This is a genomic window from Streptomyces sp. NPDC006193 (genome assembly GCF_040613915.1).
Taxonomy (GTDB): Bacteria; Actinomycetota; Actinomycetes; order Streptomycetales; family Streptomycetaceae; genus Streptomyces.
Genome location: NZ_JBEXTB010000002.1, coordinates 1 through 25,705, shown reverse-complemented (window position 1 = coordinate 25,705; position 25,705 = coordinate 1). Strand labels below are relative to the sequence as shown.

The window sequence follows — 25,705 nt, the reverse complement described above, 5'->3', positions numbered from 1 at the left end:
CGGTCCCGGTTCCCCACGCCCGGCTCCGCCCGCGCGGGGGGCGTCGCGTCGGCTCAGGGACAGCGGGCCCTGCCCTCCGGATCACCCCGGCGTCGCGGGCTCCGGCATGCCGGTCCACGCGGCCACCGCGGAGCCGGGCCGCCGTCGCCCGCCGCGCGGCCGGCCTCGCCGCGCGGCGGGGGCAGCCGGGGCAGCGGATCGCCGGGGCGCCGAGGACGCCGGGGGCCGGGGCACCGGGACAGCTCGGTACGCCGAGGCAGCTGAGGGTGCCGACGACGCCGGGGAAGCCCGCGACGCCGGGAAGTCCGCGACGCCGGGGAAGCCGAGGCAGCTCAGGGCGGCGAGGGCGCCGGTGGCCACGCCGACCCGGCGGTCGTGGGCGAGCGCGCCGGGGTGAGGCCCTCGCTCCCGCCGAAGCCGCCGGCGGGGTCGTCGCGCGCACCCCGCACAGGTGGGCGGTTGCGTGCCCCGCGATGTCCGAGGCCGTTGCCCTGGGGCCGGCGGAAGCACGTGCGCGACGCCCGCGGGAAGCCGACGGCGACGGCTGGGGGAAGTCCGCCTCGCCGCCGCCCGCCCGCCGGGTCGGCCGGCGGGCGCCGCAGTCGCGCCCTCGCGTACGGGCACGGGCGCCCGCGGGACCGGGGCCGGCGCGGTGCCGCAGCCACCCGACCCGGCGGCAGGGCCTAGAGCGCCGTCAGTTCGGCCAGTGGCAGCGTGTGCTGGGTCTGGAGGACCTTCGCGCGCAGGTAGCGGACGTTGTGGGCGGTGGTGAAGACGCCGGTCGGCACCCGGTCCCGCACGGTGACGCCCAGGGAGCGCAACTGGGCGGCCTTGTCGGGGTTGTTGGAGAGCAGGTCCAGTTCGGCGATGCCGAGGGCGGCGAGCATCTGCGCGGCGGCCGTGTAGTCCCGGGCGTCCTCGGGGAGGCCGAGGGCGGCGTTCGCCTCGTAGGTGTCGAGGCCCTGGTCCTGGAGGGCGTAGGCGTCGAGCTTGTTGTAGAGGCCGATGCCGCGGCCCTCCTGGCGGAGGTAGAGCAGGACGCCGCCGCGGCCGGCGATGCGCTCGGCCGCTTCGCGCAGCTGGGGGCCGCAGTCGCAGCGGGCGGAACCGAAGACGTCCCCGGTCAGGCACTCGGAGTGCAGGCGCACCAGGGGCGGGGTGCCGGGGGCCGGGTCGCCGAGGAGGACGGCGAGGTGCTCGCGGCCGTCGGCGAGGCCGTCGAAGGTGACGAGCTCCGCGTCGGCGCTGTAGCCGTCGCCGAAGCGCAGCGGCACCCGGACGCGGGCGCGCGGGGTGGCGGCGGGGATGTCGGGCATGCGGGTCTCCGGGTTCCGTTCCGTGGTCCACGTCCGTGGCCCACCCGTGCTTCAGGTTTGAAGCAGAGGGTGATCCGGGACCCTACCGCATGTTTGAATTTTGAAGCAATGGCCCCGGCCGGTTCACGTCCCGGAGCACGGGCCGGACCGCCGGCGCCACGGCACGTCCCCCGGCGCGGCCCCCGCCCCGCCGTCCCCGTCCTCGCCCTGGAGTCCCCGCGCGATCCCCGTGCAGATCTCCTCCAGCTGCCCCACCTGCTCCGGGGCCAGCCGGTCGAACAGCGAGGCGCGCACCGTCTCGACGTGCCCGGGCGCCGTGCGCTCCAGCACGGCCATCCCCTCGTCCGTCAGCGCCGCGAGCGAGCCGCGCCTGTCCTCGGGGCAGTCCTCCCGGCGCACCAGGCCGTCCCGCTCCAGCCGGGTCACCGCGTACGTCAGCCTGCTCCGGGTGATCTTCAGCGTCTCGGCGAGGTCGGTCATGCGCAGCCGCCGGCCGGGAGCCTCGGATAGGTTGGCCAGCACCGAGTAGAACAGGTGCGGCATGCCGCCGGCCTGCTGGAGCTGCCGGTCGACGGCGTCCTCCAGGAGCCGGGACGCGGCGAGGTAGGCGCGCCAGGCGCGCTGCTCCCCGGGGGAGAGCCAGCGGGTCGTCATACCGCCAGTGTAGTTTGTTTGAAACTTAAACGATACGCGAACGCGTACCGAGCCGCCTCAGGAAGAGAGGGCGCCGATGCCCCTGCCGTACGTCCTGCTGTCCGCCGCCGTCTCCCTCGACGGCCACCTGGACGACACCGGGCCCGAGCGGCTCCTGCTGTCCAGCCCGGCCGACTTCGACCGGGTCGACGACGTACGGGCCTCCGTCGACGCCATCCTGATCGGCGCCGGCACGATCCGCGCCGACAACCCGCGCCTGCTGGTCTACTCGGAGAAGCGGCGCGCGGCCCGGCTGGCGGCGGGCCGGCCGGAGTACCCGCTGAAGGTGACCGTCACGGCCTCCGGCGACCTCGACCCCGGCGCCCCCTTCTGGCACACCGGCGGCGAGAAGCTGGTCTACACGACCGACGGGGGCGCCGAACGGCTCTCCCGCCTCCTCGGCGGCGCCGCCGGCGTGGTGCCGCTCGGCCCGGCCCTCGACTGGCGGGCCCTGCTGGAGCACCTGCACGACGTGCGCGGCGTCGGGCGCCTGATGGTGGAGGGTGGCGGACAGGTGCACACCCAGCTCCTCCAGCAGGGCCTCGCCGACGAACTCCAGCTGGTCGTCGCGCCGTTGTTCGTCGGCGACCCGGCGGCCCCGCGCCTGTTCGGTCCCGGGACCTACCAGGGCGGACGCCTGCGCCTGGTCGGCACCCGCCGCATCGAGGACGTCGTCCTCCTGCGCTACGAGCCCACGGCCCCCGGCACCGGCACGGAGCCCGCCGCGGCCGACCGCCACTGGCTGCGCACGGCCTGCGAACTCGCCGCGCTCTGCCCGCCGTCGGACACCGCGTTCAGCGTCGGCGCGGTCGTGGTCGCGGCCGACGGCACGGAACTGGCCCGCGGCCACTCCCGCGAGGGCGGCGATGCCGTGGTCCACGCCGAGGAGGCGGCCCTGGCGAAGATCGACCCGGCCGACCCGCGTCTGCCCGGCGCCACGGTCTACAGCAGCCTCGAGCCCTGCACGCGCCGGGCCTCCCGCCCCGTCCCCTGCGCCGAGCTGATCCTGCGGGCCGGGGTGCGACGGGTGGTCACCGCCTGGCGCGAACCCGACACGTTCGTCACGGCGGCCGACGGCGCGGGCGTCCTGACCGCCGCGGGCGTCCGGGTCGCGGTGCTGGCGGAGCTGGAGCCCCTCGCCAAGGCGCCGAACCGGCACCTGCTCGGCTGATCCGGGCCCGACAGCACTCAGGGCCGGAATCCTGTGGATTCCGGCCCTGAGCCTTCAGTAGCGGGGACAGGATTTGAACCTGCGACCTCTGGGTTATGAGCCCAGCGAGCTACCGAGCTGCTCCACCCCGCGTCGTTGTGTGACCAGCATACGCCATGGGCGGGACCGGATGCACATCGGTTCCCGTACCCCCCGCGCTCGTCACGGAAGGTGACCGGATGAGCGCCGTGCGCAGAGCTTCTGAGTCATCATCAAAACCGTCGGTGACTCCTGAGTCCGGGTCAACTCGCCCGGTTCAGGGGCATCTCGGCGGGAAAGTCCCGAGGTTTGAACGCCAACGATCAAGCCGAACGGCTTGGAAAGTGACCGGTAGGTCTATTAACGTTCGATAACGCAGCGCGGTCGTCCCAGCCGTCATCAGAGGCGGCTCCGTGCGCACGCGCCGAATCCCGCAAGGGAACCGGGGAACCACCACCCTGGGGTGAATCACGCGGATGCCGTCGTGAACTCATGGAGTCCACGCCGGTATACGCGCGTAGGAGACCTTCCTGCTCCGAACCCGTCAGCTAACCCGGTAGGCGGAGGAAGGAAAGGAGCACGCCCGCGTGGCGTCCAACCGGCCTGCCCCGAAAGCCCCGTACGCTCCGGCGAATGCCGGGACCCAGACCTTCGGCTACGGCGCCTACCGCGCCGAGGAGGGCCCCTGGGAGGAGTGGAACCCGACCGAGGAGTCCGTCGCCCCGGTCCGCGGCCGGCACCGCGTCGTCAAGCAGCGCGGCGGGTTCGCCCGCAGCTCCACCGTCCTCGGCGTCGGCGTGATCGCCGCGGTCGGCGCGGGCGGCATGGCCAGCGCCGACACCGGCAGGCCGCCGGTCGCCCTCTCCCTGCCGGACCTGCCCTCCGTCGGCTCCCTCTTCGACGACGGCTCCGCCGACACCCCCGAGGTCGCCACCACCGCGCTCAGCAGCGTCGCCGTGGCCTCCGGCACCGACGAGCAGGGCGCCGACGCGGGCGAGGCCCTGCGCAGCCGGATCATGGCCCAGGCCGAGCAGCAGCAGGGGCAGGCCGACAGCAGGGCCACCGCCGCCGCGGTCGCCGCCGCCCAGAAGCGGACCGCCGACGCCGCCGCCCGCGCCGAGAAGGAGGCGGCCGCCCAGGCCGCCGAGGCGAAGGAGGAGGCGGAGGCCGCCGCCGAGAAGAAGGCCGAGCAGAAGCGGCTGGCCGAACTGGCCCGGCAGTACACGCTGCCGACCTCCTCGTACACGATCACCTCGACGTTCGGCCAGGCCGGCTCGATGTGGTCCTCCGGCTACCACACCGGCCTCGACTTCGCCGCGCCCACCGGCACCCTCATCAAGGCCGTCCACAGCGGCACGATCACCGAGGCGGGCTGGGCCGGCTCCTACGGCTACCGCACGATCCTCACCCTCGACGACGGCACCGAGCTGTGGTTCTGCCACCAGTCCTCGATCAGCGTCTCGGTCGGCCAGAAGGTCTCCACCGGCGAGGTCATCGGCCGCGTCGGCGCCACGGGCAACGTCACCGGCCCGCACCTGCACCTGGAGGTCCACGCCGGCGGCCAGGCCACCGGCATCGACCCGATGGCGTGGCTGCGGGACAAGGGCCTCAACCCCTGACCGTGTCCCGCCGCGACCCGGCGCGGGATGCGACCGCCCGCCGCCGGTGTTGCAGTGAGGCATGACAGCACTGCACACACTCGGCTCCTCCGGCCTCCGGGTCTTCCCGCTCGCCCTCGGCGGCAACGTCTTCGGCTGGACCGCCGACGAGCGGACCTCCTTCGCGGTACTCGACGCCTACGCGGCCGCCGGCGGCAACTTCATCGACACCGCCGACGCCTACAGCGCCTGGGCCGAGGGCAACCGGGGCGGCGAGTCCGAGACGATCATCGGCAGGTGGATCGGCTCCCGCGGCAACCGCGACGACATCGTCATCGCCACCAAGGTCAGCCAGCATCCCGAGTTCCCGGGACTGTCCGCGAAGAACATCAAGGCCGCGGCCGACGCCTCCCTGCGCCGCCTGGGCACCGACCGCATCGACCTCTACTACACCCACTACGACAAGCCCGAGGTGCCGGTCGAGGAGATCATCGGCGCGCTGGACGACCTGGTGCGGGCCGGCAAGGTCCGGCACATCGCCGCCTCCAACATCACCCCCGAGCGCCTGCGGGCCTCCCTGGACTTCTCCGACCGCGAGGGCCTGGCCCGCTACGTCGCCCTGCAGCCGCACTACAACCTGGTCTCCCGCGACACCTACGAGGGCCCGCTGCAGGAGCTCGCCGCCCGCGAGGGCCTCGCCGCCGTCCCCTACTTCGCCCTCGCCTCCGGTTTTCTGACCGGCAAGTACCGCCCCGGCGCGAGCGTCGGCAGCGCCCGCGCCGGCTCGGCCGCCCGGCACCTGGAGTCCGCACGCGGCCGGCGGGTCCTGGCGGCCCTGGACGAGATCGCCGCCGCCCACGAGGTCCCGGTCGCCACGGTCGCCCTGGCCTGGCTGGCCGCCCGGCCGACGGTCACCGCCCCGATCGCCTCCGCGAGGACCGTGGAACAGCTCCCCGCGCTGCTGGGAGTGGCGGAGCTGCGCCTCACGGAGGGCGAGCTGGCGGCCCTGACGGCAGCCTCGGCCTGAGGCGGCCCGGCCCGCGCCGGCGCCGTCGGCCCGCGCCGGCGCCCGGCCGGGGCGGGCCGGGCGGAGGCGGGACTCGGGCCCGGGGCGGGCCGCGGAGGCGGGACTCGGGTCCGGTACGGGCCGAAGGGAGGCGGGACTCAGGTGCGGTACGGGTTGTACGCGGTGTACGGCACCGCCGCGTAGCCGCCGTACCACTGCGGGAATGGCGCCGCCGGATGTCCGTACCCCTGCGGGACCGGCGCCGTGTGCACCGGCCGGACCGGCGCCTGTGCCCGCGCCGCGTACTCCAGCGCCGGCCGCGCCACGTGCCTGCGCCTCCACAGCTCGTCCAGCAGCTCCCGCTCCCGTGCCGCGAAGTCGGCCCCGGCCTTCCCCTCGCGGCCCCGGCGCCGCAGGAACGCCAGCGAGGTGGCGTACGCCTCGTACTGGGCCACGGCGCGCGCGGCCGGGCGGCCGTGGTGGTGCCGGGCGTAGTCCCGGGCCGTCCGCCGCGCCCGCATCGACCCCAGCGCGAACGGCTCGGCGGGACCCAGCCACCCGGCCAGCGCATACGCCGGCAGCTCCGTCCGGACGGTCCGCAGCTCGCGCTGCCGGGTCCAGATCGCGAGCCACGTCACCAGCGCGAAGGCGGGCACCATGAAGGCGCCGTAGACGGCGAAGAAGCCGTACTCGCCGAAGGCGGCGGAGCCGTTCCACAAGGCGTGCATGCCCATCGCCAGCAGCAGCCCGCAGACCGGCGGCAGGACCCGCCGCACCCGCCGGCGCTCGCCGGACATCGCGGCGACGCCGAAGCCGATGCCGGTGAGGACGGTGAAGAGGGGGTGCGCGAACGGGGACATCACCACGCGCACGAAGAAGGTGGCGGCGGTGAGGGAGGCGATGCCGCGGCCGCCGGTGAGCTGGTCGGTTCCGAAGGCCGTGCCGAGGTAGAGGATGTTCTCGGTGAACGCGAACCCGGTCGCGGTGGTCCCCGCGATGACCACCCCGTCCACCAGTCCGGTGAAGTGCCGTCTGCGGAAGAGGAAGACCAGCAGCACGGCCGCGGCCTTCGCGGACTCCTCCACCACGGGCGCGATCACGGTGGCGCCGAGGGTGTCGGCGCCGGCCGGGTCGGCGGTGGCGGTGGCGACCCACCGCGTGGCGAAGCTGTTGGCCACGATGGCTATGAGCGCCGCCGCGCACGCCCCCCAGGCGAAGGAGAAGACCAGGTTCCGCCAGGGTCCCGGCTCCACCCGGTCCAGCCACCGGAACGCGGCTGTCAGCCAGGGCACGGGCAGCACGGCCAGACCGAGCCCGACGAGGAACCCCTCCGTGCCGGTCTGCCGCCGCACGAGCGCGAGGATCACCAGACCGGACAGCGCCAGCAGCGTGCTCAGCGCCGCGTACCCGAGCCGGCGCCCGGCTCCGGGCCGCGCCCGGGCGGCGGGGCGTCCCCCGCGCCGCCACCGGTGCGCGGGACGGAGCGCACCGCCACCGGGACTGGGCTGGCTCGGCGGGAACGGAGGACTGGTGGCCACGGCATCGACCCTAACGGTGACGGGGCGAGGGGCTGGAGCGGATCACCGGTACCGCACGGCGCTCGCCGCCCGGTGGTCACCGCCCGGTGGTGCCGCTCAGCGGTCCCGGTGCGGTACGCGCCGGAACAGCAGATCGTTCACCACATGACCCTTGTCCAGTCCCTGGCCCTCGAAACGGGTCAGCGGACGGAACTCCGGGCGTGGCGCGAAGCCGCCGTCCGCCCGGGTGTTCTCGAAGTCGGGGTGCGCGGTGAGCACGTCCAGCATCTGCTCGGCGTACGGCTCCCAGTCGGTCGCGCAGTGCACGATCGCGCCGGGCTTCAGCCGGGTCGCGGCCAGCGTGAGGAAGGCGGGCTGGATCAGCCGCCGCTTGTGGTGCCGCTTCTTGGGCCAGGGGTCGGGGAAGTAGACGCGCAGCCCGTCCAGCGAGTCCGGGCGGAGCATCTCCCGGAGCAGGATGATCGCGTCGCCGTTGCCCACCCGGATGTTGGACAGGCCGTTGCGCTCGGCGAGGTTGAGCAGGTTGCCCTGGCCCGGGGTGTGCACGTCCACGGCGAGGATGTTGGTGTCCGGATCGGCCGCGGCCATCTGCGCGGTGGCCTCCCCCATCCCGAACCCGATCTCCAGGACCACGGGGCGGTCGTTGCCGAACAGCTCGCCGAGGTCGAGCACCCGCTGTCCGTCGATGTCCAGCCCCCACGTGGGCCACAGCCGCTGCAGGGCGTCGGCCTGCCCGGCCGTCACCCGGCTGCGCCGCGGCTGGAAACTGCGGATCCGCCGCTCGAAGTGGGACCCGGCGGGATCGGCCTTGGGGCCGTCCGGGAAGCGCGGCTCCCCCTTGGCCCGGGCATGCCGGACGGGGGCACCGGGGGTGTGCGGTGCCGAGGGCGGGGCGTCGGGGGTGTTCAGGGAGTCAGCCACAGTACGACCGATTTTAAGCGCCCCCGGTGCGGCGTCCCCCCGGCCGCGGTACCCGGGCGGAGCCCCCCGGCCCGCGGTCCGGGGCGGAGCCCTCCCGCCCACGGTCGGGGCGGAGCCCCTAGGGCCGCACGGATGCGGCGGCGGCGGGTGCGGCCCCCGGCGCGGCACTACGCCGAGCCCAGCATCCGCAGCGCCCGGCGCCCGATCTCCCGGCCGATGGGGAGCGAGGCGGTGGCCGCGGGCGAGGGCGCGTTGAGCACATGCACGGTCCGCGGCCCCTCCCGGATCAGGAAGTCGTCCACCAGCGTGCCGTCCCGCAGCACCGCCTGCGCCCGCACCCCGGCCGGGGCCCGCACCAGGTCCTCCGCCCCCACCCCGGGCAGCAGTCTGCGCACGGCGTCCACGAAGGCGGTCTTGGACAGCGAGCGGCGCAGTTCTCCCGCCCCGTACCGCCAGTGCCGCCGGGCGATCGCCCACGATCCCGGCCACGCCACCGTGCCGGCCAGCTCCCGGGGCCGTACGACCCCCCAGCCGTACCCCTCCCGGGCCAGCGCCGGCACCGCGTTGGGGCCGACGTGCACGCTGCCGTCGACGCCGCGGGTCAGATGCACACCGAGGAACGGGAACGCCGGGTCGGGCACCGGATACACCAGGCCCCGCACCAGCTCCGGCCGGGCGAGCTCGTAGTACTCCCCGCGGAAGGGCACGATCCGCACCCCGGGCTCGTCCCCGGCGAGCCGCGCCACCTCGTCGCAGTGCAGGCCGGCGCAGTTCACCAGCACACGCGCGCGCACGACGTCCCCGCCGGCGGTGAGCACGGCCACGCCGCGTTCCGGCCGCCGGTCCACCCGGACGGCCCGCGCGCCGTACCGGAGCTCCGCCCCCGACGCCCGGGCCAGCTCCCGCGCGACGCCGGTGAAGTCGCACACCCCCGTCGTGCCGACGTGTATGGCGGCGAGGCCCCGCACCTCGGGCTCGTACTCGGTGATCTGCGCGGGCCCCAGCTCCCGCACCGGGATGCCGTTCTCCCGGCCCCGCTGCACCAGCGCGTGCAGCCGCGGCAGCTCCTCCCGCCCGGTGGCGACGATCAGCTTGCCGGTGACGGCGTGCGCGATGCCGTACTCGGCGCAGAACTTCACCATCTCGGTGGCGCCCCGCACCGCGTACCGCGCCTTGAGGGAGCCGGGGCGGTAGTAGATGCCGCTGTGGATGACCCCGCTGTTGCGTCCCGTCTGGTGCCGGGCCGGCCCGGGCTCCTTCTCCAGGACGGTGACCCGCGTGCCGGGCGCGGTCCGGGTGAGGGCGTACGCCGTCGACAGCCCGACGATCCCCCCGCCGACGACGAGCACATCGCAGTCGTACCCACCGGCCCGCACCCGCACCACCTCCGCCCTCGATAGTGCACTGCGCCACTGACAGCCGCCTCAAACGCGGCGAGGCGCGGACACCGCCGGGCGGCGCGGGGGACCGCGGCCGACAGCGTGCCCCCCCGGTGCCGGCGCCCGGCCCGCGGGGGCCCACCGCCCGCGGAAGGCAGGGCGGCCGCGGCGGACGCCGAGGCCCGCTACGCCGGCGCCATCAGGAGCGGCCGGGCCCGCTCCCGCAGCTCCACCACCCGCGGCTCGTCCCCGTACGGCTCCAGCCGGTTCAGCAGGTCCTTCACGTACTCGGTGGTGCGGGCGGACGAGATCCGGCCGGCCACCTCCACGGCCCGCACGCCCTGCTCGCAGGCCGCGTCCAGGTTCCCCGACTCCAGTTCGGCCACCGCCGAGACGACCAGCCGCAGCCCGTGCGACCGCACGAACTCCTCCGTCGGTTTCGACAGGGCCTGCTCGGTGAAGCGGCGGACCTGGCGCGGCGCCTTCAGATCGCGGTAGCACTCCGCGGCGTCGGCGGCGAACCGGTCGTAGCCGTAGAAACCCAGCCACGAGGGGTCGCTGTCGCCCTCCCGGGACCGCTCCAGCCAGCCCTCGGCCGCCTTCAGCGCCGCGCCCGCGGCCTGCGCGTCCCCCGCGCGCGCGTGGGCCCGCGCCTCGACCAGCCGGAAGAAGCTCATGGTGCGGGCGGTCGCCAGCCCCCGGTTCCGCTCCAGCGCGGCCTGCGCCAGGTCGACGCCCTCGTCGCCGAACCCCCGGTAGGTCGCCTGCAGCGACATGGAGGCCAGGACGTACCCCCCCAGCGGGACGTCGGCCGCCGCGCGCGCGAGGCGCAGCGCCTGGATGTAGTACCGCTGCGCGGCCTCCTGCTGCCCGGTGTCGAACGCCATCCAGCCGGCCAGCCGGGTGAGTTCGGCGGTGGCCCCGAACAGGGCACGGCCGACCTCGTCGGAGTAGGAGGCGAGCAGCAGCGGCGCCGCCTCCACGCGCAGGCACTCCGGCACCATGGAGGAACGCCAGTCACCGCCTCCGTACTTGGAGTCCCAGCGCCGGGCGTCCTCGGCGGCCTCCCGCAGCTTCTGCACATCGCTGTGGCCGACTTTGATCGGTGCGCCGGACCCCTCGGCGGAGCCCGCCTCCCGCGCGACCGAGCTGTCGGCGGGGGTTATCAGCCAGCGCGACGCGGGCGTTGCGTACGCGCTCACTGCGAACGACCCGGCGAGGGACTGCCAGATGCCGCCGGAGCCGGCCCGCCGCCCGGCGAGGTCGAGGCGGTACAGCTCCGTCGCCGACTTCACCGCCTGTCCCACGTCCCGGGGGAAGGCGAGGCCCACTTCGGGCGCGGGGTCCGCGTCCGCCAGGCCGATCTCGTGCAGCGGCACGGGCCGGCCGAGCTTCTGGCCGATGGCGGCCGCGATGAGGTGCGGCGCCGCACCCTGCGGCACCATGCCCTTCGACACCCAGCGCGCCACGGACGTCTTGTCGTAGCGAAGCGTCAGCCCGCGCTGCGCGCCGAGGTCGTTGACGCGCCGCGCGAGTCCTGCGTTGCTTATTCCCGCGAGGGCGAGAACGGTGCCGAGCTTTTCGTTCGGCCCGCGTTGCTCCCTGGACATGCGCCACCCCTCGACACAGACGGCTGCCGCGCTGGCATAACCCCGCGGCATTCGTAAACCCAGCGTAGTTCGCCGCATCCCAAGCGTTAAGGGGCATTGTTCCGGATGGCGGGATTGTGGTCCGCAGGGGAGGACGGTCCTGTACGCACCGTGCACGGCCTGTCGCGGCGTGCCCCCGCCGTGTGGCCGTGCGCCTGTCCGTGCGCTCTGTCTCCGCCACCTCGGGAGCGGTTCCATGGCTCGTGCGTGGGTCGGCCCGCTGTACTGGATCCAGTGGGCTGGGGGACACCGCCGCCTTCATCCCCGCGGGTGGCGGACCGGTCCGGGAGGCGATACCCGCCTCCCGGACCGTGCGCGTGCCCGGGCCGCCGTGCGCTCCGCAGGGCCTGTACGGAGCGTGCTCATCTTCGGTGCCGCTCCGCATATTTGGCCGAAAGCCGATCCCTTTTTCCGCTACCGGATTGCCGCTCCGACCATGCAACTTGAGGGCGCGAAGGGCGGTTTGGGGGAGCGCATTGGGGGCGCATTCGCGCCGTGCCCCTGCGATGCCACCCGCGCCCGGCCCGTGCCGCACCCCCCGCCCGCTCGCCGACTCCCCTGGCACATGCCGCTCACCCGCCCCGGCCCGAGGCGGCGCCGACGCCCCTCCCCGGCGCTTTCTTCATGGCAGCATGGGGTCGGTTCGGACGGTGGCACTGGTTGTCCACGGCATGTGGAGGCGTCGATGCGGTGGTTGGTGGGATGGAGCAGCACCGCCGCGGGCGCCGCCCGGACCGGCACCGCCGGCGCCACCGGCTACGACGGCGAGACCCTGCAACCGGTCGGCTCCCAGCTCCTGTGGGGCGACCCGGATCCGCTGTGGGCCGTCGGCGACTGGCGTCCCGACGAGGTGCGCGTGGTCCACGCCGACCCGCAGAACCGGATCGCCGTCCTCGGCATCTGCGGCGCCTCCGACGACGAGCTGCGGCGCGGCCTGTTCACCGCGCGCGGGGGCGCGCTGCGCCACCTGACCACCTGGCCCGGCAGCTACACGGCCGTCGTCCAGGTCGGCCGCCGCATCACCGTCTGCGGCGATCTCGCGGGCGCCCGGCCGGTGTTCCACACGCCCTGGGCCGGCGGCACCGCCTACGCCACCGCCGCCCTGCCCCTCGCCGACCTCGTCGAGGCCAACCTCGACTTCACCCACCTCGCCGCGCTGCTCGCCGCCCCGGACGTCCCGGCCGCGCTGCGCGAGACGACCCCCTACGAGGGCGTACGGCGCATTCCGCCGGGGCACGCCCTCGTGCTGCGCGCCGGAGCGCGGGAGGTCGCCGGGTACGAGCAGGTCGCCTCCCTGGCCGTCGCCGCACCGCCCGCCGACCCCGACCGCGCCGTGGACGCCGTACGGGACGCCCTCGTGGAGGCGGTCCGCACGCGGCTGTCCGCCCCCCGGCACGTGCCCGACCTGGACCCCGGCCCGGTGCCCGGCATGGGCCCGGCCGAGCGGCGGGCCGCCCGCGGGATGCCGGTGCCCGGCATCGGCGCCGACCTGTCCGGCGGGCCCGCCTCCGGCGCCCTCGCGCTGCTCGCCGCCGGGCTGCCCGGCAGACCCGGCACGCTCCTCGGCCACGGCACGGGCGCCGGCGAGCGCCTCCTCGCCGTCACCTTCAACGACCTGGCCGTCGCCGGGCACGAGGCCGAACTGGAACGCGCCGGCGCTCTCGCCGCCAACCCGCGCCTGCACCACGTCGTGGTCACCGGCGGCGAGGAGACCCTGCCGTACGCCGACCTCGACGGCCCCCTCACCGACGAACCCGGGCCCTCCCTCGTCACGGCCGCCCGGCACCGCGCGCGGCTGGCCGCCGGCAGCGCCGACCACTTCACGGGCCACGGCGCCCGGCAGGTCCTCGACGCCCACCCCGCCCGCCTCGCCGACCTGCTGATGGACCGCCGGCGGCGCCACCTCGTCCGGCCGGTCGCCGCGCTCGCCCGGGCCGACGGTTCCGTGCTGGTCCCCGCGCGCGTGTACGGCGCGGCCCGGCGGCTCGCCCGCACCCCCTACCGCGCGGGTCTGGAGACACTGGCCGAACGGCTGATGCGGCGCCGCTTCGACGAGCCCAAGGGGGCGGTCGGCGCGTCCCTCGCCGCGCTGACCTGGGCCGGACCCGGTCCCGCCGCCCGCTGGCTGACGGGCGAGGCACTGGCTGAAGTATCGGTTCTGCTGCAGGCGGAGGCGGTCCGCTCCGGCACCGGCGCCCAGCGCCCCGGCGACTACCGGGCCCGTGCGGCGCTCGCCCGGCACGCCGCCGACCTCCGCGTCCTGGAACAGGCCGCGGAGATCCGCTCCCAGCGGCTGCACGCGCCGTTCCTCGACAACCAGGTCGTCCGCGCCTGCCGCGACCTGCCCGAAGCCCTGCGCGTCCAGCCCGGCGCCCGGGCCGCCGTCCTGCGCACCGTCCTGGCGGGCTCCGGCGTCACCGACCTCCCGCCCGGCTGGGGCGCCCCCTCCCACGCGTCCTCGGCGGCGGCCGCCCGCGCGGGCCTCCGCGCCGCTGCCGACTCCCTCGTGGACCTCTTCTCCACCCCGCTGCTCGCCGACGCCGGGCTGGTGGAGGCACGCGTCGTCCGCAAGGCCCTGCGCGCCGCCGCGGCCGGCGAACCCCTCCCCCTGGACGGCCTGGCCGACCTCGTCTCCCTGGAGCTCTGGCTGCGCCGCCTCCTGTCCCGCCGGGGCACCTGCTGGACGGGCACCCCCTCCCGCGCCCGCGCGGTCCCTTCGGGCATCCAGCCGCGCCGGGGGGCGCTGACCCCCGGCGCGTGACGCCCGCGTCGGACAGCGGAGGCGGGGGCCGCGCGCTGCCGGCGGGGCGCGGGTGTGTGACGGGACGCGAGATACCGGCTTGGCGCGGGCGCGGGACACCGGCTTGGCGCGGGCGCGGGCGCGGGATACCGGCTTGGCGCGGGCGCGGGATACCGGCTTGGCGCGAATGCGGGCGCGGGTGTGAGGCGGGGCGCGGGATACCGGCTTGGCGCGGGCGCGGGTGTGTGGCGGGCGCGGGCGCTGGCGCGGGTGTGAGGCCGGGCGCGGGACACCGGCCTGGCGCGGGCGCGGGGCGGGGGCGCGTGCATCCACGCGGCTCGGGCGTCGTTCGCCGTGCCGTGCGCGGGCCGGAGCAGGGGCGGTCCCGGGACGCTTCCGCCGCGTCGGCCGTCCGCCGCCGCCGAAACCCCCGTGCCCCGGTCCCGCACGCCCCGCGACAATGGCGACGTGCGGTACAGGATCCTGGGCGTGACCCAGGCAGCAGACGACCAGGGCACCCCCCTGCCCCTCGGCGGCCGGCGCCTGCGCGCGCTGCTCGCCGCCCTCGCCGTGCGCCCCGGCCGCACCGCCGCCCCCGGCACCCTGATCGACGAGGTCTGGGCGGACGACCCGCCCCAGGACGCTCCCGCCGCCCTCCAGGCCCTTGTCGGCCGCCTGCGCCGCACCCTCGGCAGGGACGCCGTCACCTCCGCCCCGGGCGGCTACCGCCTCGAAGCGACCGAGGACGACGTGGACCTCCACGTCTTCGAGCGCCTCACCCGCACCGGCACCCGGGCCCTCACCGCCGGCGACCCGGCCACCGCCCACCGCGTCCTCACCGAGGCCCTCGCCCTGTGGCACGGCCCGGCCCTGGCCGACCTGCCCGACCGCACCGCCGCCACCCGCCCGGAGGCGCTCCGGCTGGAGGCGACCCGCGCCCGCGCCGCCGCCGCGCTCGCCCTGGGCCGCGCCCCGGAGACCGTGACGGAGCTGCAGGAGCTGACCGCGGCCCACCCCTACGACGAACCCCTGCACGTCCTCCTCATCCGCGCCCTGCGCGACACGGGCCGGACAGCCGACGCCCTCGCCGCCTACGAGTCCGCCCGCCGCACCCTCGCCGAGGCCCTCGGCGCCGATCCCGGCCCGGAACTGCGCGCCCTGCACGAGTCGTTGCTGAAGCAGGAGCATCCGGCGCCGCAGTCCCCGCCCCCCGAGCGGACCGGCAACCTCCGGCCCCGTCTGACGTCCTTCGTCGGACGGGAACCGGAACTCACGGCCATCCGCGCGGAGATGAACAGGGCCCGCCTGGTCACCCTCACCGGACCGGGCGGCTCCGGGAAGACCCGTCTCGCCGAGGAGGCCGCCGCGGCGTTCCCCTCGGCCTGGCTGGTCGAGCTGGCCCCGCTCGACCGGCCGGAGGCGGTGCCGGACGCGGTGGTCAGCGCCCTCGGCCTGCGCGAGACCGTGCTGCTGACCAGCGAGTCGGCGACCCCGCAGGCCGACCCCACCACCTTGCTGATCCAGTACTGCGCCCCGCGCAGCCACCTTCTGATCCTCGACAACTGCGAGCACGTCGTCGACGCGGCGGCCGCCCTCGCCGAGACCCTCCTCACCCACTGCCCCGGCCTCACGATCCTCGCGACCAGCCGTGAACCCCTGGGCGTCCCCGGCGAGTCGGTGCGCCCGGTGGAGCCCCTCGCCCCGGAGCAGGCGCACCGCCTGTTCGCCGAGCGCGCCCGGGCCGTCCGCCCCGACGCCGACGCCGTGCTCGGCGACACCGAGGCCGTGGCGGAGATCTGCCGCCGCCTGGACGGGCTGCCCCTCGCCATCGAGCTGGCCGCGGCCCGGCTCAGGCTGCTGACCCCGCGGCAGATCGCCGACCGCCTGGACGACCGCTTCCGCCTGCTCACCTCCGGCAGCCGCACCGCCCTGCCCCGACAGCAGACCCTGCGCGCGGTCGTCGACTGGTCCTGGGGGCTGCTCGACGAGCGCGAGCGGACGGTCCTGCGCGAGGCGTCGGTGTTCGCCGGCGGCTGGGACCTCGCGGCGGCCGAGGCCGTGTGCACCGGCCCCGCGGCGGAGCTGGTCGGCGCCCTGGTCGACAAGTCCCTCGTGGTCGCCGCCCCGCACGGCCCCGGCGGCGGCATGCGCTACCGCATGCTGGAGACGATCCACGAGTACGCCGCCGAGCGCGCGGACGAGGTCCCCGGCCTGCGCGCGGCGGCCGAGCGGCGCCACCGCGCGTGGGTGCGCGCGCTGGTGGAGGAGGCCGAACCGCAGGTGCGGTCCGCGGCCCAGCTGTCCTGGTTCCCCCGCCTGGAGACCGAGATGGACAACATCCGCGCGGCCCTGGACCGGGCGGTGCGCGCGGGCGACGAGGCGGAGGCGGGCGCCGTCGTCCTGGCCGTCAGCTGGTTCTGGTGGCTGCGCAACCACCGCCAGGAGGCGGTGACCTGGGTACGGCGGGTGCTCCGCCTGGGCGCCGCCCTGGACGCCCTGCCCGCGGACGCACCGGCCGGCGAGCTGGCGGCGCTGACGGAGTCGGCCGACCCGGTGAGCGCCTTCCTCGCCGCCCCCGACGGCGAGCGCGGTCACCCGCTGCACGAGCTGCGCACGGACCTGCACATGCTCGACCTGTTCCTGAGCTCCGAGTCGGGCATGCGGAGCCTCGCGGACGGCAAGCGCGCCCAGGAGTACCTCGCGCGGTTGCGGGCCGCCTACGAGCGGGGCGGTCCACAGGCCGCCCGCCTCCCCGGCGTCGTCTGGCCGCTGACCGTCTACTACCTGGGCGGCCCGGTCGACGTCCGCCCGGACCTGACGTCGACCGTCGACAACTGCCGCCGCTACGGCGGCGACTGGGAGGTCGCGGTCGCCCTCATGTACCGCGCCCACGTGACCGTCGACTCGCCGGGCCACCTGGAGGGCGTGGACGAGGACCTCGCCGAGCTGCGGACCCTGACACGGCGCGTCGGCGACCGCTGGGTGCGGGCGCAGGTGTGCAGCGCGGCCGGCGAGGCGGCCATGGCGCGGGGCCGGTTCGAGGAGGCGCGCGGCGAGTACCGGGAGGCGCTGCGCCTGTCCTACGAGGTCGGCGCGTACGCCGAGTCGCCGTTCCTGATCGCCCGGCTCGCCGAGATCTCCATCCGCACCGGCGACCGCGAGGCCGCGCTGGCCGCCCTGGACGAGGCGGCGACGGCGGCCGACCGGTACACGGTGCCGGAGTCGCACGCCTTCGTGCTGCTGCTGCGCGCCCAGATGGCGCTGCAGGACGGGGAGACGGCCCGCGCCCGCGAACTGTACGGGGAGATGCGCGCGGTGCTGCACCACGGCACCCCGCCCCCGCAGTTCGTGGCGGCCCAGCGGGTGGTCGAGGCGCTGCTCGTGGCCGACGAGTCCGGTCCGGCGCACGGCCTGCCGATCCTCGCGGCCGCCCTGCGGCAGGTGGTGGAGCAGGAGTGCGCCGAGGTGATCATGGCGGGGCTGGCGGACGTCGCGGCCGGACTGCTGGGCCGGCTCGGCGACCTGCCGGGCGCGCTCCGGCTGTACACGGCCGCGGACCGCTGGCGCGAGGGCCGCCCGCGTCCCGAGCCGGAGCGCAGCGAGGCCGACCGGGTGCTGGCCCGCGCCCGCGCCGCCCTCCCGGCCGACCGCTACGCGGCCGAGCGCGCCCGGGGCGCCTCTCTCGGCACGGCGGACGTCCTGCGGGAGCTGGGGGCCCGCGCGGCGGCCGGCGAGGCCCGGCAGGACACGCCTACCGGCGGGTGAACCGGGACTCCGCCCGGTCCGCGGGCGCCGCCCGGCCGGAGGGGTCGCCGTGCGGCTGCGCCACGAGCAGCGCGGAGCTGCGGCCGGTCAGGTCCACGTGGCCGGGGAGGGCCTGGTCATCTCCGCCGACCGGGCGGACCGCCGCTGCCGGACCCCGTCGGCGTGGACGGAGAAGGAGACGCCGCGAGGCCAAGGGCCAGGTCGTCCACCCCTGCTCGTGCCTCGCAGGCGGTGCACCGCCGGTGCAGGGCGACGGTGAGGGAGGGCCCGGCGTGCACGGTCACCCCGCCCGCGCAGCGCCTGCCGCCGATCGACATGCCGTGCCGCCGCCGCACCCAGGCCGCTGCCGCCCAGGGACACCTCCGGCCGGGCGCCGTCGCCATCGACGTCGTGGCGCAGGTCGCCGAACTGGTGGCGCACCGCATCGGCGTGCCGCCGGTACAGCTCCTCGTAGGCGGTGCCGTCCCCGGCGCCGATCCGCCCGATCAGCTCACCGTCCGCCGGAGGCAGCCTCCCCGGCGGCGGCTCACTGCCTCCGCGCCGGGCCGGCACCTGCGGCGAGGTCGGTCCACGGGTCTCCGCGTCCCCGTCGTCACCGCGCGCCCCGCCCCATCCGTCCGAGCACCGTCCGATGTCGCGGCGCGCGCAACTCCCCCGAGCGGCGCGGGGAACGGTGCGCCGGCCACCTCGTACGTGCCGTGAGGCAGCCCGTACCCCGGGCACCGCTCGGATAGACGGCGCGGGCAACTCTCCCGAGGGGCGCGGGGAACGGCGCGCCCCGCCCGAACGCACCCGGCGACGGCGACGCCTCCCCCGAGCCGCCCGTGCCACCGGAGCGATCCGCCACCGGGCCGGAGCCCACCCGCACCCCGCGGAAGCCGCACACGGGCAGGTGGGCGGCGACCCCGCCCGAGCCGACCCCCCGCCCGAGCCGACACCTCGTCGGAGACGAGCCCCCGCCCGAGCCGACACCCCGCCCGAGCCGACACCCCGTCGGAGACGAACCCCCGCTGCCGACCTACGCGGGCCGGGACCGGAGCCCGTTCAGCAGGATGTCCAGCAACCGCGCGGACGCCGCCTCCTGCTGCGCCGCATCCGGCAACGCCGGCGCCGCCGTGGCGATCACCAGCAGCACGTCGGCCACGGACACGTCCGTCCGCAGCTCCCCCGCCGCCCGCGCCCGCTCCACCAACTGCCCGACCACCTCGAGCAGCGCGCCGGCCCCGGCGTCATCGGCGACGGGCGCCGGCTCCTCCGCGACGAGCCGCAGCTCGCCACCGCCCGGCTGCACCCGCTGCTGAGGCAACCGAGCCCCCTCGACCGACCCGACCGGCTCCACCGGATCGACCGCCCCCACCGCCGCAACGGACCGGACCGGGCCGCCGGCACCGGCACCCGCCCCGGACTCGCCCGACCCGGCGGAGCCGACCCGCAGGACCTGCGGCGGCAGCAACCGCCCCGCCCCCGACGCCACGGACGTCCGCAGGAAGCGCGACAGCGCCGACCACGGCTCGTCCTCCTGTCCGAGCGCGGCCCGCGCCTGCTCGGTCAGCCGCGCCGTCTCCTCCTCGGCGATCCGCCGGACCAGCACGTCCTTGCTGGGGAAGCGCCGGTACACCGTGCCGACCCCGACCCGCGCGCGCCGCGCCACGTCCTCCATCGGCGCGCCGTACCCCAGCTCGCCGAACACCTCACGCGCCGCACGCAACACGTGCTCCAGATTGCGCTGTGCGTCCACCCGCAGCGGCGTCGTACGCGCCCCGTCCGCGCGCCCGTTGCCCGCCGCCGCGCTCGTCGTCGCGCTCCCCGCCGAGCCCGTCGCCGCGTTCACCGCCGCGCCACCGGGCGCGACGGAGGCTGCGGACGACCAGTGCGTGCCCTGAACAGTCATGTGATTCCCCCGGTAATGACGTCTCCCCCCGGAGACTCCCCGCCACTGGATGCGAAGTGCGCGAAAGCGGCATCGGTCCCGATCGGACCCGCCCGTTGCGAACCCGTTCGACCACATTCCCTACACCCCGTCGACACACGAACATAGTTGAGAGGAAGTCAATTCAGAAGGGGCAGGTTCCGCACCGTGCGCCCCCCGATCGGAGTACGCGGCGCGTACGCCCCGAATCCTTACCTTCGTGCCCCGTCGTCCGCCCCCGCTGACCTGCCCCGTTTCGTCCCGCGCGGACACCGCGACCGGCCTTGCGCACACCCGGTCGCCGGTCACACGAATTGCCGGGGCTGTGGACAAACAACAGCGCCGGGTGCGTCATGGGAGGGTGAAGGAACGTGCGCGCATTCTGGTTGTCGGCGGCGGCTACGTCGGGATGTACACGGCCCTGCGCCTCCAGCGGAGACTGAGGGCCGAGCTCCGGCGGGGCGAGGCCGAGATCACGGTCGTCACCCCCGACCCCTACATGACGTACCAGCCGTTCCTTCCCGAGGCCGCGGCCGGCTCGATCTCCCCGCGCCACGTCGTCGTACCGCTGCGCCGCGTCCTGGACCGGTGCCACGTCGTCATCGGCGAGGTCACTGCCGTCGACCACGCCGCCCGCACCGCCGCCGTCAGCACGCTCGCCACCGCCGAACGGGGCGCGGCGCCCGACCTCCTCGGCTACGACGAGCTCGTGCTCGCCCCCGGCTCGGTCTCCCGCACCCTGCCCGTCCCCGGCCTCGCCGATCACGGAATCGGCTTCAGGACCGTGGAGGAGGCCATCGGCCTGCGCAACCACGTCATCGAACAGATGGACATCGCCTCCTCCACCCGCGACCTGGCGATCCGCGACGCCGCCCTCACCTTCGTCTTCGTCGGCGGCGGCTACGCGGGCGTCGAGGCGCTCGGCGAGCTGGAGGACATGGCCCGCTACGCCGCGCGCTACTACCGCAACATCCGCCCCGAGGACATGAGGTGGATCCTCGTGGAGGCCTCCGACCGCATCCTGCCGGAGGTCGGCGCCGAGCTGGGCCGCTACACCGTCACCCAGCTGCGCCGCCGCAACATCCAGGTGCTCCTCGGCACCCGCCTGGAGTCCTGCGCCGACCGCGTCGCCGTCCTCAGCGACGGCCAGCGCTTCCCGACCCGCACGGTCGTGTGGACCGCGGGTGTCAGACCGCACCCGCTGCTCGACGCCACCGACCTGCCGCGCACCGCCCGCGGCCGGCTCCGCTGCACGGCCCAGCTCAGGATCGACGGCACGGAGCACGCCTGGGCCGCGGGCGACGCCGCCGCCGTGCCCGACGTCACGGCCGCCGAGCCCGGCGCCGAGACCGCCCCCAACGCCCAGCACGCGGTCCGCCAGGCGAAGCTCCTCGGCGACAACATCGTCCGCTCCCTGCGCGGCGAGCCCCTGCAGACGTACGCGCACCGGTACGCCGGCTCGGTCGCCTCCCTCGGCCTGCACAAGGGCGTCGCCCAGGTCTACGGGCGCCGGCTGAAGGGCTACCCTGCCTGGTTCATGCACCGCGCGTACCACCTCAGCCGGGTTCCCACCGTCAACCGCAAGGCCCGGGTGCTCGCCGAATGGATCCTCGCCGGACTGTTCGAACGGGAGATCGTCTCGCTCGGTTCGCTCGAACACCCGCGGGCGGAGTTCGAACTGGCGGCCGGTCGAAAACCGCCGCACAGTCCCACCGACGACCCGAAGGGGTCGACCTGACCGGACCGAGGAACTCCCCGGATCGCCCAGGCGTCTGACGGTTGTCGCTCGCCGCGGCCCGCTCCCTGCCAGACTGCCCTACGACGCCGGACCGCCTGCGACGTCGGACGGGCCACCCGCCCTAGCACCCACGAGGCCTTGCCCACAGTGAACTTCACGCGCTGGAGCGCCCGGCTCCCCGGAACGCAGCGCCGCGCCGCCGCGCGGACCGACACCCCGGTCCCCCCGGACCGGCGGGGGGAAGGCTCCGTGCCCGCGGCCCGCGCCGAACGGCGGCTCGCCGGCGGCGCACACCCGCCGTCCGCCGTCGACGAACTGCCCGTGCGGGACGTCCTCGACCGCGTGCCGGCCCTGGTCGCCCTCGTGCACGGCCCGGAGCACCGCATCGCCTACCTCAACGGCGCCTACACCGCCGCCTTCGGCGACCGCCCCGCCGGCGCACCCGCCCGCGAGGCCCTGCCGGAACTCGCCGCACTGGGGCTCCTCCCGCTGCTCGACCAGGTGCTGCGCAGCGGCAGACCCCGCACGCTGAAGTCCCGCAAGGCCGTCGACGGCCGCTCGTACACCTTCACCTGCACGCCCGTCGCCGAGGACGCCGACCGCGGCGCGGGCGTGCTGGTCTTCGCCACGGACGTCACCGACCACGCCGAGGCCGCCGAACGCCTGCGCGCCAGCGAGCGCCGCCAGCGGGAGACCGCCGTCACGCTCCAGCGCTCCCTGCTCCCGCAGGAACTGGAGCAGCCCGACGACCTGCGCATCGCCGCCACCTACCAGCCCGGCGGCACCGAGGCCGCGGTCGGCGGCGACTGGTACGACGTGATCACCCTCGGCGGCGGCCGCACCGCCCTGGTCATCGGCGACGTCATGGGCCGGGGGGTGCGCGCCGCCGCCGTCATGGGCCAGCTCCGCACGGCCGTCCGCGCCTACGCCCGCCTCGACCTGCCCCCGCACGAGGTGCTCCAGCTCCTCGACGGCCTCGCCGCCGAGATCGACGCCAACCAGATCGCCACCTGCGTCTACGCCGTCCACGACCCCGACGAGGGCCGTCTGGTGTACGCGTCGGCGGGCCATCTGCCGATCCTGGTCCGCGACGAGACCGGCAGCGTCTCCCGCGCCGACGAGCCCACCGGCCCGCCGCTCGGCACCGGCGGCTGGATGCACTCCTCCGGATCCATCGCCCTCGGCCCCGGCTCCACGGCCGTGCTGTACACCGACGGGCTGGTCGAGCGCCGCGACAAGGACCTGGACGAGGGCATCGCCGCGCTCGCGGACGCCCTCGCCGGCGCGACCGGCACACCCCAGGTGGTCTGCGACCGCCTGGTCCGCTCGGCCGGCGTCACCGCCGACCACGACGACGACGTGGCCGTCCTCGTCCTCCAGCACCCCGCGCGCACCGGCCCCGACGGGGACCTCTTCCGCAACGCGGCGCTGGAACTCCTCGGCGGCGTCGAGGCGGCGCCCCGCGCGCGTGCCTTCGCCTCCGGTGTCCTCACCAGCTGGCGCTTCCCGGCCGAGCTGCAGGACCTCGGCGTCCTCGCGACCAGCGAGCTCGTTGCGAACAGCCTCCAGCACGGCACCCCGCCCATGCGGCTGCGGCTGCGGCGCACCGACCGCCGCCTCATCGTCGAGGTCACCGACGGCGACGACCACCTGCCGCTGCGCCGCCGCGCCGGCCCCGGCGACGAGTCGGGCCGCGGCATCGCCATCGTGGCGACGATCTCCTCGAACTGGGGATGCCGCAGAACGCCCGGCGGCGGCAAGTCGGTGTGGTGCGAGTTCGCCCTGCCGGACGACAGGGCCTCCTAGGCGCTCACGGACTCCGCGGGCGACCCGCCCCGGGCCACCACGCGAGACCTGGCGGCCATCCACGGGTGGTCCTGCGCCAGGGTGAGGCCGCGGCCCATCCGCAGCGCCAGGAAGGTGATCCCCAGCGAGAACAGCAGGAAGGTCATGATGTAGGGCGCGTGCAGCGAGGCGCCCAGGGGTCCCCCCACCGCCGGGCCGACCGCCAGCGCCAGCTGCTTGACCAGCGCGAACGCCGAGTTGTACTGCCCGGCCATGCCCTCCGGCGCGAGATCGGCGACCAGCGGGGCGACCGTCGGGGACAGCATGGCCTCGCCCAGCCCGAACAGCGCGTACGTGGACACGAAGGCGGCCGTGGCCATCTCCCGGCCGCCGTGGCCCAGCCCCGCGTACCCGGCGGCGAGCCAGGCCACGGCCCAGACGAGTCCGACGGCGGCGATGACCCGGGACCGGCGCCGCCGCTCGACGAACCTCAGCACGGCGAACTGGGCCACCACGATCATCAGCGTGTTCGCGGCCAGGGCCGTCCCCAGCGCCGAGGTGGACATTCCGGCGGCCTCCACGCCGTACGCGCTCAGGCCCGACTCGAACTGCCCGTAGCAGGCGAAGAACAGGACGAAGCCCAGCACGCACAGCTGCACCATCGCCCGGTTGCCGAGCAGCTGCTTCCAGCCGCCCTTCGCCTTCCGCGCGGGCGCGTCCTCGATCCGCGGCGAGTGCGGCGTCCGCACGGTCGCCATCACCCCGACCAGCAGCCCGAACACCGCCGCCTCGATCGCGAACAGCAGCGTGAACGAGGACGCGCGCGCGGCGTCGACGAGGTGACCGCCGATGAGACCGCCGACGCCGAGCCCGAGGTTCTGCAGGAAGAACTGCACCGCGAAGGCCCGTGAGCGGGTGTCCGCCGTCGAGCAGTCCACGATCATCGTCGCCAGCGCCGGCTGCATCACGGCCTGCCCGGCGCCGAGCGCGGCGGCGGACAGCAGCACGGTGGCGGCGGCGCCCGCGAGCCCGAGGCTCAGCGCGCCCAGAGCGGCGGTCACCAGGGCGGCGAGCAGGACCGGCAGCGGGCCGCGCCGCACGATCGCCCGGCCGGCGAGCGGCAGCACGATCAGCGCGGCCACGGCGAAGACGGCGAGCACGAGTCCCGCCGTCATGGCTCCGAGCCCCCGCACCTGCGCCACGTAGACGTACAGGTAGGGGACGGTGAAGCCGAGCCCGAACGCGCTGAGTGCGTTGCCCGCGTGGATCCGGCGCATCGCCGCGCCCATCGCCCTGGTCACGTTCACCTCTCTCACTAGTTAGATCTGAAGACTTCGAAGCTAAAGTTAGAAGCTAAAGAGTACATACTGAAGGACTTCAATGCAAAGGGGCCGCGTGCGATACTGCGCCCATGGCCGAGACCCCCGGCGTCACAGAGCCGACGCTCGAAGAACAGATCGCCGCGTATCAGCGCGAGTTCCAGGACCTCGACCCGCAGGTCGAGAAGATCGTGTCGGCGCTGTCCCGGCTGAACCGCCGGATGAACGTCGCGTACGGCCGCCAGACCGCCGCCCTCGGCATCAGCAACGCCGAGTGGGAGGTCCTGAAGGCACTGGTGCTCTCCGGCGCCCCCTACCGCATGGGCCCCGGCGAACTCGCCAAGCGGCTCGGCCTCACACCGGCCGCGATGACCCACCGGATCGACCGCATGGTGGCCGAGGGGCTGGTCACCCGGGAGCGTGACGAGTCCAACCGCGTACGGGTGATCGTCGAGCTGACTCCCGAGGGCCGTGAGAAGTGGCTGGAGGCGATGCGCCTGGCCACCGTCTTCGAGGAGGACCTGCTCCAGGACCTGACGCCGATGGAGCGGACGGCGCTGGGAGAGGTGCTCACCCGGCTCCTGCGCAGGGTGGAGCACGCGCAGCCGGACGCCGGCGGCCGGCTCAGCGACCTGGACTGAGGCCGCTCCAAAAGATCTTGACAGGGGGCTGTTGACACTCCCCTGCCCGATCCGTAAGGTTCTTCGGGTTGCCGCGGAGCCGTGACGGTTCCCGACAGCACCTCCGCCGCCTCGAGCGGCACCCTCAACCACATGCACGATCTCCCGACGGGGTTGATTTCGGCGCGCCCGAATTCAATTCGAATAGGGACTCGGCGGCCCGTTTGGGAATCGCCGGGCGGATCGGCTAAGGTTTGAGACGTCGGAACGGCCCAAGGGTCGGGAAGACAAGCCCCCCTGACTGGGAGTCAGACGCCGAAAGGATCTGATAGAGTCAGAACCGCCGGAAAGGGAAACGCGGAAGCGGGAACCTGGAAAGCACCGAGGAAATCGGATCGGAAAGATCTGATAGAGTCGGAGACACCGAAGGGAAGCGCCCGGAGGAAAGCCCGAGAGGGTGAGTACGAAGGAAGCGACCGTTCCTTGAGAACTCAACAGCGTGCCAAAAATCAACGCCAGATATGTTGATACCCCGTCTCC

General features: G+C 75.3%; 17 protein-coding genes, 1 tRNA gene and 1 riboswitch. Of the genes, 8 read left to right on the top strand and 10 right to left on the bottom strand.

Annotated features, from left to right (window positions below):
• Nucleotides 1-683 precede the first annotated feature (683 nt).
• Nucleotides 684-1,316 (bottom strand): GTP cyclohydrolase II, encoded by a 633-nt coding sequence (gene ribA, locus ABZ261_RS01830; protein ID WP_356854604.1) that lies wholly within the window; start codon nt 1,314-1,316, stop codon nt 684-686.
• Between the two features lie 123 nt (nt 1,317-1,439).
• Nucleotides 1,440-1,970 carry a MarR family transcriptional regulator gene (locus tag ABZ261_RS01825; RefSeq protein ID WP_356854603.1) on the bottom strand — a complete coding sequence of 177 codons (531 nt, stop codon included), beginning with the start codon at nt 1,968-1,970 and terminating at the stop codon, nt 1,440-1,442.
• 76 nt (nt 1,971-2,046) lie between these two features.
• Between ABZ261_RS01825 and ABZ261_RS01820 the strand changes: the two genes are divergently transcribed.
• Nucleotides 2,047-3,180, top strand: coding sequence for a dihydrofolate reductase family protein (locus ABZ261_RS01820; RefSeq protein WP_356854602.1), 1,134 nt, complete (start codon nt 2,047-2,049; stop codon nt 3,178-3,180).
• Between the two features lie 58 nt (nt 3,181-3,238).
• Here the strand turns inward: ABZ261_RS01820 and ABZ261_RS01815 are convergent.
• Nucleotides 3,239-3,312, bottom strand: a tRNA-Met gene (locus ABZ261_RS01815).
• A gap of 298 nt (nt 3,313-3,610) precedes the next feature.
• Nucleotides 3,611-3,778: riboswitch (cyclic di-AMP (ydaO/yuaA leader) on the top strand.
• A gap of 7 nt (nt 3,779-3,785) precedes the next feature.
• Here ABZ261_RS01815 and ABZ261_RS01810 point away from each other — a divergent pair.
• The gene (locus ABZ261_RS01810) at nt 3,786-4,817 is read left to right on the top strand and encodes a M23 family metallopeptidase (protein ID WP_356854601.1); all 1,032 of its coding nucleotides are present in this window, start codon (nt 3,786-3,788) and stop codon (nt 4,815-4,817) included.
• 61 nt (nt 4,818-4,878) lie between these two features.
• The gene (locus tag ABZ261_RS01805) at nt 4,879-5,823 is read left to right on the top strand and encodes an aldo/keto reductase (RefSeq protein ID WP_356854600.1); all 945 of its coding nucleotides are present in this window, start codon (nt 4,879-4,881) and stop codon (nt 5,821-5,823) included.
• A 137-nt stretch (nt 5,824-5,960) separates the two neighbouring features.
• Here the strand turns inward: ABZ261_RS01805 and ABZ261_RS01800 are convergent, their stop codons facing one another.
• The 4 genes from ABZ261_RS01800 to ABZ261_RS01785 form a co-directional block, all read right to left on the bottom strand.
• A complete protein-coding gene (locus ABZ261_RS01800) occupies nt 5,961-7,340 on the bottom strand; it encodes a PrsW family intramembrane metalloprotease (RefSeq protein ID WP_356854599.1) in 1,380 nt (459 codons plus the stop codon).
• A gap of 96 nt (nt 7,341-7,436) precedes the next feature.
• Nucleotides 7,437-8,261: a tRNA (guanosine(46)-N7)-methyltransferase TrmB gene (trmB, locus tag ABZ261_RS01795; RefSeq protein ID WP_356854598.1), complete on the bottom strand. Its 825-nt coding sequence runs from the start codon at nt 8,259-8,261 to the stop codon at nt 7,437-7,439.
• A gap of 167 nt (nt 8,262-8,428) precedes the next feature.
• Nucleotides 8,429-9,646: an L-2-hydroxyglutarate oxidase gene (gene lhgO, locus ABZ261_RS01790; RefSeq protein ID WP_356854597.1), complete on the bottom strand. Its 1,218-nt coding sequence runs from the start codon at nt 9,644-9,646 to the stop codon at nt 8,429-8,431.
• Between the two features lie 179 nt (nt 9,647-9,825).
• A complete protein-coding gene (locus ABZ261_RS01785) occupies nt 9,826-11,250 on the bottom strand; it encodes an MFS transporter (RefSeq protein WP_356854596.1) in 1,425 nt (474 codons plus the stop codon).
• Nucleotides 11,251-11,974: 724 nt separating this feature from the next.
• Here ABZ261_RS01785 and ABZ261_RS01780 point away from each other — a divergent pair.
• Nucleotides 11,975-14,050 (top strand): asparagine synthase-related protein, encoded by a 2,076-nt coding sequence (locus tag ABZ261_RS01780; RefSeq protein WP_356854595.1) that lies wholly within the window; start codon nt 11,975-11,977, stop codon nt 14,048-14,050.
• A 468-nt stretch (nt 14,051-14,518) separates the two neighbouring features.
• Nucleotides 14,519-17,794 (top strand): BTAD domain-containing putative transcriptional regulator, encoded by a 3,276-nt coding sequence (locus ABZ261_RS01775; protein WP_356854594.1) that lies wholly within the window; start codon nt 14,519-14,521, stop codon nt 17,792-17,794.
• A gap of 116 nt (nt 17,795-17,910) precedes the next feature.
• Here ABZ261_RS01775 and ABZ261_RS01770 read toward each other — a convergent pair whose 3' ends face one another.
• Both ABZ261_RS01770 and ABZ261_RS01765 read right to left on the bottom strand, forming a co-directional pair.
• Nucleotides 17,911-18,111 (bottom strand): NPCBM/NEW2 domain-containing protein, encoded by a 201-nt coding sequence (locus tag ABZ261_RS01770; RefSeq protein ID WP_356854593.1) that lies wholly within the window; start codon nt 18,109-18,111, stop codon nt 17,911-17,913.
• A gap of 701 nt (nt 18,112-18,812) precedes the next feature.
• On the bottom strand, nt 18,813-19,685 hold the full coding sequence (locus tag ABZ261_RS01765; RefSeq protein WP_356854592.1) for a helix-turn-helix domain-containing protein: 873 nt from the start codon (nt 19,683-19,685) through the stop codon (nt 18,813-18,815).
• A gap of 379 nt (nt 19,686-20,064) precedes the next feature.
• Between ABZ261_RS01765 and ABZ261_RS01760 the strand changes: the two genes are divergently transcribed.
• Nucleotides 20,065-21,441, top strand: coding sequence for an NAD(P)/FAD-dependent oxidoreductase (locus tag ABZ261_RS01760; protein ID WP_356854591.1), 1,377 nt, complete (start codon nt 20,065-20,067; stop codon nt 21,439-21,441).
• Between the two features lie 147 nt (nt 21,442-21,588).
• On the top strand, nt 21,589-23,247 hold the full coding sequence (locus ABZ261_RS01755) for a SpoIIE family protein phosphatase (protein ID WP_356854939.1): 1,659 nt from the start codon (nt 21,589-21,591) through the stop codon (nt 23,245-23,247).
• Here ABZ261_RS01755 and ABZ261_RS01750 read toward each other — a convergent pair.
• Nucleotides 23,244-24,503, bottom strand: coding sequence for an MFS transporter (locus tag ABZ261_RS01750; protein WP_356854938.1), 1,260 nt, complete (start codon nt 24,501-24,503; stop codon nt 23,244-23,246). The two genes, ABZ261_RS01755 and ABZ261_RS01750, sit on opposite strands and share 4 nt — an antisense overlap.
• 134 nt (nt 24,504-24,637) lie before the next feature.
• Here ABZ261_RS01750 and ABZ261_RS01745 point away from each other — a divergent pair, with 134 nt between their 5' ends.
• Nucleotides 24,638-25,186 (top strand): MarR family transcriptional regulator, encoded by a 549-nt coding sequence (locus ABZ261_RS01745; RefSeq protein ID WP_356854590.1) that lies wholly within the window; start codon nt 24,638-24,640, stop codon nt 25,184-25,186.
• Nucleotides 25,187-25,705: the final 519 nt, after the last annotated feature.